The sequence below is a fragment of the Streptomyces sp. HUAS CB01 genome (assembly GCF_030406905.1).
GTDB lineage: Bacteria > Actinomycetota > Actinomycetes > Streptomycetales > Streptomycetaceae > Streptomyces > Streptomyces chengbuensis.
The window spans coordinates 1,637,404-1,651,654 of sequence record NZ_CP129137.1; the positions used below are offsets into that span (position 1 = coordinate 1,637,404).

Annotated in this window: 12 protein-coding genes and 1 pseudogene; 6 read left to right on the plus strand and 7 right to left on the minus strand. The window is 71.4% G+C overall.

Annotated features, from left to right (window positions below):
* The first annotated feature begins 183 nt into the window (after positions 1-183).
* The 3 genes from QRN89_RS07355 (at position 184) to tyrS (ending at position 4,443) form a co-directional block, all read left to right on the plus strand.
* Positions 184-1,707: a TldD/PmbA family protein gene (locus QRN89_RS07355; RefSeq protein WP_290348539.1), complete on the plus strand. Its 1,524-nt coding sequence runs from the start codon at positions 184-186 to the stop codon at positions 1,705-1,707.
* Positions 1,704-3,095, plus strand: coding sequence for a metallopeptidase TldD-related protein (locus tag QRN89_RS07360; RefSeq protein WP_290348540.1), 1,392 nt, complete (start codon positions 1,704-1,706; stop codon positions 3,093-3,095). The genes QRN89_RS07355 and QRN89_RS07360 overlap by 4 nt, the downstream gene beginning before the upstream one ends.
* Before the next feature lie 82 nt (positions 3,096-3,177).
* Positions 3,178-4,443: a tyrosine--tRNA ligase gene (gene tyrS, locus QRN89_RS07365; RefSeq protein WP_290348541.1), complete on the plus strand. Its 1,266-nt coding sequence runs from the start codon at positions 3,178-3,180 to the stop codon at positions 4,441-4,443.
* A gap of 133 nt (positions 4,444-4,576) precedes the next feature.
* On the opposite strand, the gene QRN89_RS07370 is transcribed toward tyrS, so the two are convergent.
* Positions 4,577-4,852: a GlsB/YeaQ/YmgE family stress response membrane protein gene (locus tag QRN89_RS07370; RefSeq protein ID WP_290348542.1), complete on the minus strand. Its 276-nt coding sequence runs from the start codon at positions 4,850-4,852 to the stop codon at positions 4,577-4,579.
* Positions 4,853-5,066: 214 nt separating this feature from the next.
* Between QRN89_RS07370 and QRN89_RS07375 the strand changes: the two genes are divergently transcribed.
* Both QRN89_RS07375 and QRN89_RS07380 read left to right on the plus strand, forming a co-directional pair.
* The gene (locus tag QRN89_RS07375; protein ID WP_290348543.1) at positions 5,067-5,492 is read left to right on the plus strand and encodes a DUF3099 domain-containing protein; all 426 of its coding nucleotides are present in this window, start codon (positions 5,067-5,069) and stop codon (positions 5,490-5,492) included.
* A gap of 202 nt (positions 5,493-5,694) precedes the next feature.
* Positions 5,695-5,955 (plus strand): hypothetical protein, encoded by a 261-nt coding sequence (locus tag QRN89_RS07380; protein WP_290348544.1) that lies wholly within the window; start codon positions 5,695-5,697, stop codon positions 5,953-5,955.
* Here the strand turns inward: QRN89_RS07380 and moaA are convergent.
* The 3 genes from moaA to QRN89_RS07395 all read right to left on the minus strand — a co-directional run bounded on the left by moaA (position 5,938) and on the right by QRN89_RS07395 (position 9,109).
* Complete coding sequence (gene moaA / locus QRN89_RS07385) at positions 5,938-6,927, minus strand: GTP 3',8-cyclase MoaA (RefSeq protein ID WP_290348545.1); 990 nt, start codon at positions 6,925-6,927, stop codon at positions 5,938-5,940. The two genes, QRN89_RS07380 and moaA, sit on opposite strands and share 18 nt — an antisense overlap.
* 185 nt (positions 6,928-7,112) lie before the next feature.
* A complete protein-coding gene (locus QRN89_RS07390; protein ID WP_290348546.1) occupies positions 7,113-8,747 on the minus strand; it encodes a monocarboxylic acid transporter in 1,635 nt (544 codons plus the stop codon).
* Positions 8,744-9,109 carry a DUF485 domain-containing protein gene (locus QRN89_RS07395; RefSeq protein ID WP_290348547.1) on the minus strand — a complete coding sequence of 122 codons (366 nt, stop codon included), beginning with the start codon at positions 9,107-9,109 and terminating at the stop codon, positions 8,744-8,746. The genes QRN89_RS07390 and QRN89_RS07395 overlap by 4 nt, the downstream gene beginning before the upstream one ends.
* A gap of 274 nt (positions 9,110-9,383) precedes the next feature.
* Here QRN89_RS07395 and QRN89_RS07400 point away from each other — a divergent pair, with 274 nt between their 5' ends.
* Positions 9,384-10,922, plus strand: coding sequence for a S8 family peptidase (locus tag QRN89_RS07400; RefSeq protein ID WP_290348548.1), 1,539 nt, complete (start codon positions 9,384-9,386; stop codon positions 10,920-10,922).
* A gap of 278 nt (positions 10,923-11,200) precedes the next feature.
* Here QRN89_RS07400 and QRN89_RS07405 read toward each other — a convergent pair whose 3' ends face one another.
* The 3 genes and pseudogenes from QRN89_RS07405 to QRN89_RS07415 form a co-directional block, all read right to left on the minus strand.
* The gene (locus QRN89_RS07405; RefSeq protein ID WP_290348549.1) at positions 11,201-12,244 is read right to left on the minus strand and encodes a zinc-dependent alcohol dehydrogenase family protein; all 1,044 of its coding nucleotides are present in this window, start codon (positions 12,242-12,244) and stop codon (positions 11,201-11,203) included.
* A gap of 20 nt (positions 12,245-12,264) precedes the next feature.
* Positions 12,265-12,903 carry a lysoplasmalogenase gene (locus tag QRN89_RS07410; protein WP_290353609.1) on the minus strand — a complete coding sequence of 213 codons (639 nt, stop codon included), beginning with the start codon at positions 12,901-12,903 and terminating at the stop codon, positions 12,265-12,267.
* Positions 12,904-12,995: 92 nt separating this feature from the next.
* Positions 12,996-13,986 (minus strand): annotated as a pseudogene (locus QRN89_RS07415) (sterol desaturase family protein).
* Positions 13,987-14,251 lie beyond the last annotated feature (265 nt).

A 14,251-nucleotide genomic window follows, 5' to 3' on the forward strand; every position in this document is an offset into this window, starting at 1 on the left:
GTCTGATACTGCGAAAACCTATCGGTACCGCCCTCTGTGCAGGGGATCGACCCCTGACAGTGGCGTCACGGATGCGCTGTCGGGTCCCTACAGAAAGCGGTAGGCAGCGGGCACCCGGGCGCGACATGATCGGTGCGACGACCGGTGCTGTGCCGACCGGTCCCACCAGGACAGGAGACATTCGTGGCTCATTCCATCGACGAAGCCTTCACGGCGTTGCCGCTGCGGGCGCTCGCCGACGCCGCGCTCGCCAGGGCGCGGGCGCTCGGCGCCGAGCACGCCGACTTCCGGCTGGAGCGGGTGCGCAGCGCGGCATGGCGGCTGCGGGACGCCAAGCCCGCCGGCTCGTCGGACACCACCGACCTGGGGTACGCGGTCCGCGTCGTGCACGGCGGGGCCTGGGGGTTCGCGTCCGGTGTCGATCCGACCATGGACGGCGCGGCCCGGGTGGCGGGCCAGGCGGTGGCGATGGCGAAGCTGTCGGCGAAGGTGATCGCGGCCGCCGGCTCCGGCGAGAGGGTCGAGCTGGCCGACGAGCCGGTGCACGCGGACCGCACCTGGATCTCCTCGTACGAGACCGACCCCTTCGACGTCCCGGACGAGGAGAAGTCGGCGCTGCTGGCGGACTGGAGCGCACGGCTGCTGCGGGCGGACGGCGTGGCGCACGTGGACGCCTCGCTGCTGACCGTGCACGAGAACAAGTTCTACGCGGACACGGCGGGCACCGTCACCACGCAGCAGCGGGTGCGGCTGCATCCGCAGCTCACGGCCGTCGCCGTGGACGAGACCACGGGCGAGTTCGACTCGATGCGCACGATCGCGCCGCCGGTGGGCCGCGGCTGGGAGTACCTGACCGGCACCGGCTGGGACTGGGACTCGGAGCTGGAGGAGATCCCGGAGCTGCTGGCCGCCAAGATGCGCGCGCCGAGCGTCGAGGCGGGGACGTACGACCTGGTCGTGGACCCGTCGAACCTGTGGCTGACGATCCACGAGTCGATCGGGCACGCCACCGAGCTCGACCGGGCGCTGGGCTACGAGGCGGCGTACGCGGGCACGTCCTTCGCGACCTTCGACAAGCTCGGGAAGCTGCGCTACGGCTCGCCGGTGATGAACGTGACCGGGGACCGCACCGCGGAGCACGGGCTGGCGACGATCGGCTACGACGACGAGGGCGTCGAGGCGCAGAGCTGGGACCTGGTGAAGGACGGCACGCTCGTCGGCTACCAGCTCGACCGGCGCATCGCGCGCCTCACGGGCCTCGGCCGTTCCAACGGCTGCGCCTTCGCCGACTCGCCTTCGCACGTCCCGGTGCAGCGGATGGCGAACGTGTCGCTCCGGCCCGAACCGGGCGGGTTGTCGACGGAGGACCTGATCGGCGGGGTGGAGCGCGGCATCTACGTCGTCGGGGACCGGTCGTGGTCGATCGACATGCAGCGCTACAACTTCCAGTTCACCGGCCAGCGCTTCTACCGGATCGAGAACGGCCGGCTGGCGGGCCAGCTGCGCGACGTCGCCTACCAGGCGACGACGACGGATTTCTGGGGCTCGATGGAGAAGGTCGGGGGCCCGCAGACGTATGTCCTGGGAGGCGCCTTCAACTGCGGCAAGGCCCAGCCGGGCCAGGTCGCGGCCGTGTCGCACGGCTGCCCGTCCGCGCTGTTCCGCGGCGTCAACATCTTGAACACCACCCAGGAGGCCGGTCGATGAGCCCCGTCAGCAAGCCGCACGAGATCGTCGAGCGTGCCCTCGAACTGTCCACCGCCGACGGCTGTGTCGTCATCGCCGACGAGCACTCGTCGGCCAATCTCCGCTGGGCCGGGAACACCCTCACCACGAACGGCGTGACCCGGGGCCGTACGCTCACCGTGATCGCGACCGTGGACGGGGCGCAGGGCACCGCGTCCGGAGTCGTGTCGCGGTCGGCCGTGACGGCCGCGGACCTGGAGCCGCTGGTCCGGGCGGCCGAGGCGGCCGCACGGGCCGCGGGTCCCGCCGAGGACGCTCAGCCGCTGGTCGGCGGGGTCCCGGTGGCGGGAGACTTCACCGACGCCCCGGCGGAGACCTCGTCGGCCGTCTTCGCCGACTTCGCGCCCGCGCTGGGTGAGTCCTTCGCCCGCGCCCGCGCCGGGGGGCGTGAGCTGTACGGCTTCGCCAACCACGAGCTGACCTCGACCTACCTCGCCACGTCCACGGGGGTGCGGCTGCGCCACGACCAGCCCAACGGGACGCTGGAGCTCAACGCCAAGTCGCCGGACCGCAGCCGCTCGGCCTGGGCGGGCCGCTCGACACGGGACTTCAAGGACGTCGACCCGGCGGCACTGGACGCCGAGCTGGCGGTCCGGCTGGGCTGGGCGGAGCGCCGGGTCGAGCTGCCCGCGGGCCGGTACGAGACGCTGCTTCCGCCGACCGCGGTCGCCGACCTGATGATCTACCAGCTGTGGTCCTCGTCGGGCCGGGACGCCGTCGAGGGCCGTACGGTCTTCTCCAAGCCGGGCGGCGGCACGCGGATCGGTGAGTCGTTGTCCGCGCTGCCGCTCACGCTGCGCAGCGACCCGGACGAGCCGGGCCTGGAGTGCGCACCGTTCGTGATCGCCCACTCCTCCGGCGGCGACGCCTCGGTGTTCGACAACGGTCTGGCGGTGCCCTCGACGGAGTGGGTGCGCGAGGGCACGCTGGAGCGGCTGATCACCACCCGGCACAGCGCGGGTCTGACCGGGCTGCCGGTCTCCCCCGCCGCCGACAACCTGATCATGGACGCCGGGGGTGAGCGCTCGCTGGCGGAGATGGTCGAGTCGACCGAGCGGGGGCTGCTGCTGACCTGCCTCTGGTACATCCGGGAGGTGGATCCGGCCACACTGCTGCTGACCGGGCTGACCAGGGACGGCGTCTACCTCGTCGAGAACGGCGAGGTCACCGGCGAGGTGAACAACTTCCGCTTCAACGAGTCGCCCGTCGATCTGCTGTCGCGGGCCCAGGAGGCCGGGCCGACGGAGAAGACGCTGCCGCGGGAGTGGAGCGACTGGTTCACCAGGGCCGCCATGCCGGCGCTGCGCATCCCGGACTTCAACATGAGCTCGGTCAGCCAGGGCGTCTGAGCCTTCGGGTGCCCCATAGACTGCTGGATGCCCCTTGGGGCGACCATCATCTTCTTCCCACTGTTCGAGGAGAACCGGAACCGTGACGGACATCGTCGACGAGCTGAAGTGGCGCGGGCTGTTCGCCCTGTCCACCGACGAGGACGCTTTGCGCAAGGCGCTCGCGGACGGTCCCGTCACGTTCTATTGCGGTTTCGACCCGACCGCGCCCAGCCTGCACGTCGGTCATCTGGTGCAGGCGCTCACCATGCGCCGGCTCCAGCAGGCGGGACACCGCCCGCTGGCGCTGGTGGGCGGGGCCACGGGCCAGATCGGCGACCCCAAGCCGACGGCCGAGCGCACCCTGAACGACCCGGAGACCGTCGCGGCCTGGGTGGAGCGGGTCCGCGCCCAGATCGAGCCGTTCCTGTCCTTCGAGGGCGAGAACGCGGCGGTCATGGTCAACAACCTGGACTGGACGGCGGGCATGTCCGCCATCGAGTTCCTGCGGGACATCGGCAAGCACTTCCGGGTGAACAAGATGCTGACCAAGGACTCGGTCGCCCGCCGGCTCGAGTCCGACCAGGGCATCAGCTACACGGAGTTCAGCTACCAGCTGCTGCAGGGCATGGACTTCCTGGAGCTGTACCGGCGGTACGGCTGCGTCCTGCAGCAGGGCGGCAGTGACCAGTGGGGCAACCTGACCGCCGGTCTGGACCTGATCCACCGGCTGGAGCCGCACGCGAACGTGCACGCGCTCGCGACACCGCTGATGACCAAGGCGGACGGCACCAAGTTCGGCAAGACCGAGGGCGGCGCCGTGTGGCTCGACCCGGAGATGACGACGCCGTACGCGTTCTACCAGTTCTGGCTGAACGTGGACGACCGCGACGTCTCCCGGTACACGCGCATCCTCAGCTTCCGCAGCCGCGAGGAGCTGGAGGAGCTGGAGAAGCTCACCGAGGAGCGGCCGCAGGCACGCGCCGCGCAGCGCGCGCTGGCCGAGGAGCTGACGACGCTGGTGCACGGCGCCGACCAGTGCGCGGCGGTCGTCGCCGCGTCGAAGGCCCTGTTCGGCCAGGGCGAGCTGACGGAGCTGGACGAGGCGACCCTGACGGCGGCGCTGTCCGAGCTGCCGCACGCACGGGTCGCGGAGCCGGCCCCGGTGGCCGACCTCTTCGCGGAGGTGGGGCTGGTGGCGAGCAAGTCGGCCGCGCGCCGCACCATCAAGGAGGGCGGTGCCTACGTGAACAACGCGAAGGTGACCGCCGAGGACGCGGTCCCGGCCGCGGACGAGCTGCTGCACGGCCGCTGGCTGGTGCTGCGGCGCGGCAAGAAGAACCTGGCCGCGGTCGAGGTCACGGGCTGAGCCCCGGGCACGGACACACGGCGGCATGCGAGCGGCGGCCGGGCGGATTCCTTTCCGCCCGGCCGCCGCCGTCGTACCGGCGCCCGGCCTGCGTCCGGGCCCACCGCCGTACCCGCGGGTCCGGCACCCCGGGTCAGGCCGCCTGTTTCCTGCCGCGCAGGGACATGTAGAGCATGTCGCCGACACCGACGATGACCAGGGCGGCGATGATCTGCAGGGCGTGGCGGCCCCAGTCGATGCCGGGGGTCTCCCTGATGCCGAACGCTCCCGCGAGGGCGTTGCCGACGATGCCGCCGATGATGCCGAAGATCGTGATCAGCCAGAGCGGACTGTGCTGCTTCCCCGGCAGGATCGCCTTGGCGAGCAACCCCAGCACGAATCCGACGATGATCGCCCACAACCAGCCCATGGCTGCCTCCCGCTTTCGGATCGACGTGAGCAGTTACGGACAGTTTCGATGTATCGGCTATACGGCGCATGTCGGACGGAGGCGTATGCAGTACGCGACGCCGCCACGGGCCCGGCACCGGGGACCCGGTCTCGAAAGCGGCGTACGCGCGGCGTACCGTGGGAACAGGTCCGTACCGGGACGGCCCGGCGCGACGGTCGAGTGGTGGAACGACATGCGGAAGCACAAGGAGACCGAGGTCTTCCGGATCACCGGTGCCCGTCAGGGACTGGCCGACGACGTGCGCGGACGTCAGCGCCGCTATGTGATCTCCATGTCGATCCGTACCCTCGCGGTGGTCCTGGCCGCGGTCCTGTGGAACGTCGAGCGCCATGTGGCGATCGTGGCGCTGGTCCTGGGTGCGGCGCTGCCCTACATCGCCGTGGTGATCGCCAACGCGGGCCGCGAGAGCGCCCCGAAGCCGCTCGCCACGTTCGTGCCGGCGCCCACGAGGCCCGCACTCGAGAGCGGCACTCCGGCGCCGCGGCCGGCACCGGAGGACACCGCGCACACCGGCCGGGCGGTGTGGTCGGAGCACGCGGGGGACGATGCGGAATCCCGAGCGGAGGATGCCTCGGAACGGGAGTTCCGGCACGGCTGAGCAGCTCTTCCGCAGGGCCCTCGGGACGCCCGCCGCGAAGCTCAGGAAAAGCTCAGATCAATCATGAAGTTCCGGTGCACCACGGCCCGTTCCGCGTGACATACTGCCAGTGCGCTCCGCATCCCCCGTCGGAGCGACGGACCGACGCCGGGCAGCTCCCCCCGTGGCTGCTCGGCGTCGCCTCGTTGTGGACAATGATCCGGTGAGTACTGACCCGGTGAGCGCCGAAACCCCCGTCTGCTCCGCGAAGGGCTGCCGAGCCGCCGCCGTGTGGGTGCTGGCCTGGAACAACCCGAAGCTGCACACGCCGGAGCGCCGCAAGACGTGGCTGGCCTGCGAAGAGCACCGCGAGCACCTGTCCGCGTTCCTCGGAGTGCGCGGTTTCCTGAAGGACGTCGTGACCCTCTCCGACTGGGAGAGCGCGGCGCCCGGCGAAGGGCGCGGCTCAGCCGCCGATGGCTGACATGGGGCGCTGCGGCTGAAGGAACTCCGGGTCGTCCAGGCCCGATCCCGCCTTCTTCCCCCACATCGCGAGCCGCCAGATCCGGGCGATCTCCTCGTCCGGCGCTTCGGAGCGCAGCGCGCCGCGCAGATCGGTCTCCTCGCGGGCGAACAGGCAGGTGCGGACCTGCCCGTCCGCGGTGAGGCGGGTGCGGTCGCAGGCGCTGCAGAAGGGCCGGGTGACGGAGGCGATGACGCCGACCCGGTGCGGGCCGCCGTCCACCAGCCAGCGCTCCGCGGGTGCGGAGCCACGCGCCTGTTCGCCCTCGGGCGTGAGCTCGAAGCGGGTACGCAGGGACTGCAGGATGTCACCCGCGGTGATCATCCCGTCGCGCTTCCAGCCGTGCTGGGCGTCCAGCGGCATCTGCTCGATGAAGCGCAGCTCGTAGGCGTGCTCGACGGCCCAGGCGAGCAGCTCGGGGGCCTCGTCGTCGTTGAGCCCCGGCATCAGCACCGTGTTGACCTTCACGGGGGTCAGACCGGCGTCACGGGCGGCCTCCAGGCCCTCGATGACGTCGTGGTGGCGGTCGCGGCGGGTGAGGGTCTTGAAGACGTCGGGGCGGAGGGTGTCCAGTGAGACGTTGACCCGGTCGAGCCCGGCGGCCTTCAGGGCCGTCGCGGTGCGCTTGAGTCCTATGCCGTTCGTGGTCAGCGACAACTTGGGGCGCGGCTCCAGGGCGGCGCAGCGCTCCACGATCCCCACGAGCCCCGGCCGCAGCAGCGGCTCACCGCCGGTGAAACGGACCTCGGTGATCCCGAGCCGGGTCACCGCGATGCGGACCAGCCGGACGATCTCGTCGTCGGTGAGCAGCGTGGACTTCGAGAGCCACTGCAGGCCCTCCTCCGGCATGCAGTACGAACAGCGGAGATTGCACCGGTCGGTGAGCGAGACCCGCAGGTCAGTGGCCACACGGCCGTAGGTGTCGATGAGCACTGTGGGCCCCCTCCCCGTGTCCGGACGACGTACTGGCACTCGTTTCGCGAGTGAGGAACTCGTACTACCAGCGAGCCTACGCGAGACCGCCGACAACGGCAGGGGCCGTTTACCACGAGGAACGACGCGGCCGTGTCGTAGGACCCTACGACACGGCCGCGTACAGGCGTATGACGTCTTCCTCCTCAGTGGGCGCCGACGCCTGTGAGGGACTTGACCTCCAGCTCGGCGTACTTGCCCTTGTCCGGCTCCTCCTTGGACAGCAGGGATCCGATCCAGCCGAGCAGGAAGCCCAGGGGGATGGAGACGAGTCCGGGGTTCTCGAGCGGGAACCAGGCGAAGTCCGCCGAGGGGAACATGGACGAGGGCTTGCCGGAGACGACCGGGGAGAACAGCACCAGGACCACCGACGAGACCAGACCGCCGTAGATGGACCACAGGGCACCCGAGGTCGTGAACCGCTTCCAGAACAGGCTGTAGAGGATCGTCGGCAGGTTCGCGGAGGCGGCCACCGCGAAGGCCAGCGCCACCAGACCGGCCACGTTCAGGTCGCGGGCCATGGCCCCCAGCGCGATGGAGACGATGCCGATGAGCACGGTCGCCCAGCGGGCCGCACGGACCTCCTCCTTCTCGGTGGCCTGTCCCCTGCGGATGACGTTGGCGTAGATGTCGTGCGCGAACGACGAGGAGGACGCCAGCGTGAGCCCCGCGACGACGGCGAGGATGGTGGCGAACGCGACCGCAGAGATCACGGCCAGCAGGATCGCGCCGCCCGCGGAGTCCGCGCCGCCGATGTGCAGGGCGAGCAGTGGCGCCGCCGTGTTGCCGGCCTTGTTCGAGGCCGTGATCTCCTCGGGTCCGACCAGGGCGGCCGCGCCGAAGCCCAGCGCGATCGTCATCAGGTAGAACGCGCCGATGATGCCTATGGCCCAGATGACGGACTTACGGGCCGCCCTGGCGGTGGGCACGGTGTAGAAGCGGATCAGGATGTGCGGGAGACCGGCGGTGCCGAGCACCAGGGCGATGCCGAGCGAGATGAAGTCCAGCTTGGAGGTGCCGGTGGCGCCGTACTTGAGGCCGGGCTCCAGGAAGGCCGCGCCCTGGCCGCTCTTCTCGGCCGCGGTGCCGAGCAGGTCGGAGACGTTGAAGTTGAACTTCCACAGCACCAGGAAGGTGATGAGCAGGGTGCCCGCGATCAGCAGGACCGCCTTGACCATCTGCACCCAGGTGGTGCCCTTCATCCCGCCGATGGTGACGTAGAGGATCATCAGTACGCCGACGAGGCCGACGATGGCGATCTTCCCGGCGTCGCTGGTGATGCCGAGCAGCAGCGAGACGAGCACACCGGCGCCCGCCATCTGGGCCAGCAGGTAGAAGATCGAGACGACGATCGTGGATGTGCCGGCGGCCGTGCGGACCGGCCGCTGCCGCATGCGGTAGGCGAGGACGTCGCCCATGGTGAACCGGCCGGAGTTGCGCAGCGGTTCGGCCACGAGCAGCAGGGCGACCAGCCAGGCCACGAGGAAGCCGATGGAGTACAGGAAGCCGTCGTAGCCGAAGAGCGCGATGGCGCCGGCGATGCCGAGGAAGGACGCGGCGGACATGTAGTCGCCGGAGATGGCGAGTCCGTTCTGGAATCCGGTGAACTGGCGCCCGCCGGCGTAGAAGTCGGCGGCGTCCTTGGTCTGCCGGCCGGCCCAGACCGTGATGAACAGCGTCGCGACGACGAAGGCCGCGAACAGGGTGATGATCAGCGGGCGGTGCTCGCCGGCGTCGCTCGCCGCCGCGAGCCCGACGGCCTGGAGTGTCGTACTGCTCATGCGTCGGCCTCCATACGGGACTTGATCGCATCCGCCTTGGGGTCGAGCTTCTCGGCCGCGTGCCGTGCGTAGAACCAGGCGATGAGGAAGGTGGTGGCGAACTGGGCGAGGCCGAAGACGAAGGCCACGTTGATGTTGCCGAAGAGCTTGGTGCCCATGAAGCCGCCCGCGTAGTTGGACAGCAGGACGTACAGCAGGTACCAGAGGATGAAGGCGACGGTCAGGGGGAAGGCGAAGGACCGGTAGGTGCGGCGCAGTTCGGCGAATTCCGCGCTCTCCTGCACCTCGACGAACTGTTCGGTCGTGGGCTGGGCGGGACCGAGGTCCTTCCCCCCAGGGGGCGGCGGTGCTTCGGTGGTCACGGACTCTCCTCGCGCCGCGGGTGCGGCAGACAGGGTGGACGGGGTCGCGTACGGGGAGCGGGGGCGGCTCGCCCCTCCTCCTGACAACGGCACGGAGCCCACCGCGAAGCGGTTCACCTCCGCACGCGTTCGCGCTCGCTTTTCTGCCCGATTTTCGGAACCGAGTTCCCGAAGTCGTTGATGCGCCAGGATGATCGGCGATAGCTTCACTCGTCATGTACCCGCCCATACGCACGGGGTGTCTGGGCGGCCAACCGGATGATGTGGAGATCCCATGGCTCATCTGCGACCCAGACGGACGCGCGCGATAGCACTGCCCGCGGGTCTGGCGCTCACGGCCTCGCTCGGATTCCTGCCCGCGGGCGCGGCGACCGCCGCCCCCGCCGACGACACGCCTGCCGCCGTCTCGACCAACGGCCCGAAGCTGTCGTACGTCGTCAACGTCGACGGCGGCGGACCGGCCGTCGCCAAGGTGAAGCGGGCTGTCGCGAAGGCCGGCGGCACGGTGGTGATCGCCTACGACCGGATCGGCGTCATCGTCGTCCACTCGCAGAACCCTGACTTCGCCCAGCAGATCCGCACGGTGAAGGGCGTCGCCTCGGCGGGCGCCACGCGTACCAACCCGCTGGTCCCCCAGCGGGACAACGCCATCGAGGCCGAGCAGCCGCTGACCGCCGCACAGGCGAAGGCGGCGGCGGCCAGGGCGACCGACGAGCAGGACCCGCTGGAGCCCCTGCAGTGGGACCTGCCCGCCATCAAGGCCGACAAGGCCCACCAGCGCTCGCTGGGCAGCGAGAAGGTCACGGTCGCCGTCCTGGACTCGGGCGTCGACGACACGCACCCGGACATCGCGCCGAACTTCGACCGCCGGGCGTCCGCGAACTGCGTCAGCGGCGTACCGGTCACCGAGAACGACGCCTGGCGTCCGGCGGCGGACGAGAGCGACCACGGAATGCACGTGGCCGGCACCATCGCCGCCGCGAAGAACGGTTTCGGGGTCACCGGCGTGGCGCCCGGGGTGAAGGTGTCCAGCCTCAAGGTCGCGAACCCGGACGGGTTCTTCTACACCGAGGCGGTCCTCTGCGGCTTCGTCTGGGCCGCGGACCACGGTGCCGACGTGACCAACAACAGCTACTACGTCGACCCGTGGCTGTACAACTGCAAGGCCGACGAGGACCAGAAGGCGCTGGTCGAGACGCTCGCCCGGGCCACCCGGTACGCGGAGCGCAAGGGCGTGGTGAACGTCGCCGCGGCCGGCAACTCCCGCGCGGACCTGGCCTCCGACGCGGTCACCGACACGACGAGCCCGAACGACACCACACCGGTCTCACGGGTCGTCAACCCGCGCGAGTGCCCGGACATCCCGGCCATGCTGCCGGGCGTGGTGACGGTGTCGGCGACCGGCGCCAAGGGGCTCAAGTCGTCGTACTCGAACTACGGCAACGGGATCGTGGACATCACGGCGCCGGGCGGCGACTCCACCGCCCTCCAGCCGCCGGAGGCCCCCGCCACCAGCGGGCTGATCCTGTCGACCACGTTCAGGGGCGGCCACACCTGGAACTACAAGGCGGGCACGTCGATGGCGTCCCCGCACGTCGCGGGTGTCGTCGCGCTGATCAAGTCGAAGCACCCGAAGCTGTCGGCGGCCGGGGTGAAGGCCCTCCTGTACGCACAGGCCGACGACCGCGCCTGCACCAACCCGTACGACATCAACGGCGACGGCACGGTCGACGCGGTGTGCGAGGGCGGCAAGGGCAAGAACGGCTTCTACGGTGCCGGCATGGCGGACGCGCTGGACGCGGTGCGCTGGTAGCCGGTCGCGTCGTCCGGTAGGCGGTCCACCGCCCGCCGGGCGGACGCGGGCACGGGCGAGGGGGGCCCGGGCGTGGGAATCACGCCCGGGCCCCTTCGCGTGGGCGGCCGGACGGGCGCGGGCGGTCGCGGCTGACGCAGCGTCAACGGACGGGCCCGGGCCGGAGACCTGCGGAAGGGACACGGGCGCCGGGCGCAGGCGGGCTCCGGGCACGGGCGGCCTCCGGGCACGGCGCGGTCGGCCGGCACGGGCGCCTCGGCGCCGGGCCGCCCGGCGGCTCAGGGCTTGACCAGGACCTTCAGGGCCGTGCGCCCGTCCATGGCGCGGTAGCCCTCGGGGACGCCGTCGAGGCCGACCGTCAGGTCGAAGACGGGCGACGGGTCGACCGTGCCGTCCAGGACGTCCGGGAGCAGCTCGGGGATGTAGGCGCGGACCGGGGCGACCCCGCCGCGCAGCGCGATGTTGCGGTCGAACATCACGCCGAGGTCGAGTCCGGTGCCGCTGCCGTGCGGCACGCCGACGTAGCCGATGGCACCGCCGTCCCGGGTGATCCCGACGGCGGTGCGCATCGACTGCTCCGTGCCGACCGCCTCGATCACGGCGTGCGCGCCGTGACCCCCGGTCAGCTCGCGCACGGCGGCGACGGCCTCGTCACCGCGCGCGGCGACGACGTCCGTGGCACCGAAGGTACGGGCGATGTCGGTGCGGACCCGATGGCGGCCGAGCGCGATGATGCGCTCGGCGCCGAGCCGCCTGGCGGCGAGGACGCCGCAGAGTCCGACCGCGCCGTCGCCGACCACCGCGACCGTGCTGCCCCGGGTGACGCCCGCGCCGAGCGCGGCGTGGTGGCCCGTGCCGAGGACGTCGGAGAGGGCGAGGAGCGCGGTCAGCAGCCGTTCGTCGGAGAGCGCGGCGGCGGGGAGCCCGACGAGGGTGGCGTCGGCGAACGGGACGCGCACGGCCTCGCCCTGGCCGCCGTCACTGCCGGGCGAACCCCAGAATCCGCCCTGCGGGCAGGACGTCTGCAGTCCCTCGGCGCAGAACTCGCAGGTACCGTCGGACCAGACGAAGGGCGCGACGACGAGGTCGCCGGTCGCGAAGGCGGTCACCCGGGAACCGGTCTCCTCGACGACGCCCAGGAACTCGTGGCCGATGCGCTGGCCGGGCTGCCGCTCGGCCTCGCCCCGGTAGGCCCAGAGGTCGCTGCCGCAGATGCAGGCCCGCACCACGCGGACGACCACGTCGGTCGGTTCCTGGACACGGGCGTCGGGCACCTCCTCCACACGCATGTCGAACGGGGCGTGGATGGTGGTGGCGCGCATGTCGGACGGATCCTCGCTCTTCAGACGTCGGTACGCGGTTCACCGTACGCCCGGTCCCGGGCGCACGCCCGCCCGAGGACGCCCACCGTCAGCAGGTACTGCGCCGCGGCGTAGGTGAGCATGATCCAGAAGTCGGCGGCGGGAAGCCTCGGCCGGTCGGCGAGGCCGACGGCGATGAGCATGTCCGAGAGCAGGAAGAGCGCCCCGCCGAGGCCCGCGACGGCACCCGCGGCGCTGGACCGGTACGCCATGGCGGTGAGCAGTACGGAGTACACGGCGACGGGCAGCCGCAGCCCGGCGGGGAGGTCCGGCCACAGCAGTACGAGGGCGCCGGCGAGGACGAGGGCGTACCCGGCGCCGAGCACCGGGCTGGTCCGCCCGCGTCCGAACAGCGTGAGCCAGCAGCAGTGCCCGGCGGCGAACGCCGCCATGCCGGCGAGGAACGCCGGATCCGCCCCGGCCATCAGGAGCACGTCGCCGGCCCAGCCGAACAGCAGCGCGGCGGCCAGGGTCCGCGGCCCGCGCCGGGCCACCGCGTACGCCGCGAGCAACGGCATGAGGAGCGGTTTCGCGACGAGGTGCCCGGTGTCCCAGCCGGCGAGGAGGGAGGCGAGGTCGAGCAGGACGGCCGCCGCGAAGGCGGGGGGCAGCAGCCGCACCGCCCGGGCGCGGCCGCCGGACGCTCCTGCCGCACCGGACCCGACGAGTGCACGGTCCGTGAAGGCACCGATCGGTGCGCGGTCGGCCGTGGTCACGCGAGGCGCTCCGCCGCGGCCGGGGTGCCCGTGGCGGCGTCGGCGGCAGGGCCGGTCCGGGTACCCGTCACGGCGTCCGTGGGGGCCGGGGCGACCGCCGCGGCGGGAAGGGTGGCGGGCCCCGGGGCGACGGCGGCGGCCGCCATCGGCGAAACGCCCGGCGGCTGCCAGCCCGGCCCGCGGAACAAGCGTCCCGCCCGCTCTCGCCAGTCGCCCGCCGCCCGTACGTCGCGGGCGATCGCCACGTACTCGTGCGTGGCGACCCGCAGCGGGTTGTACGTCTCGATGTTCTTGGTGAGTCCGTACACGGGACGATCGGTCTCGGCCGCGAACGACCCGAAGAGCCGGTCCCAGACGATGAGGATCCCGCCGAAGTTCCGGTCCAGGTAACCGCCCTGGGAGGCGTGGTGGACCCGGTGGTGGGAGGGGGTGTTGAGCACGTACTCGACGGGCCGCGGCAACTTGCCGATCCGCTCGGTGTGGATCCAGAACTGGTAGACGAGATTGACGGAGGAGCAGAACGCCAGGGCCGCCGGGTGCACCCCGCACGCGATGAGCGGGAGGTAGAACGGCCACGAGCTGAAGGCGGTCCACGGCTGGCGCAGCGCGGTACTGAGGTTGAACTTCCGGCTGGAGTGGTGGACGACGGCAGGCCCACAGGACACGGACGACGTGGTGGCCGCGGTGCGACCAGTAGTAGCAGAAGTCCTGTGCGAGCAGCATCAGCAGCACGGTCCACCACAGGACGGGCACCCGTAGCGGGGTGAGTTCGTACACGGCGGTGTAGATCGCGACGACCGGGATCTTCCACAGCAGGTCGAAGAAGAGGCTGCCGAGTCCCATGCCGATGCTGGTGGCGGCGTCCCGTGCCTCGTACCCGGCGGCCTCGTCGTCGGGATGGAGCCGGTAGCTGACCATCTCCACGACGGTGAGCAGGATGAAGGCGGGGATCGACCACAGCACGACATCGGGCAGGTTGGACGGCATGCGGGCACGGTAGAGGCGGGTGCGGTGGCTCGGCCAGATGGTGTTGCCGACAAGTTTGTGAGACGAGTTGTCAGGAAGTTTTGGCGACTTCCGCCAACCGGACGCGGCGGGCCGGGTAGACCTGACGGGCCCGGGCGCCGCGACCGGCCACCGGCTCGCGCCGCCCTGCACGGCACCTCGCCGAGTCGTCGCCTCACTCCGTACGCCCGGTACGAGGGCGATCCTGCGCCGTGCGATCACACCGCGCCGGAGGCCGCGACGTGCC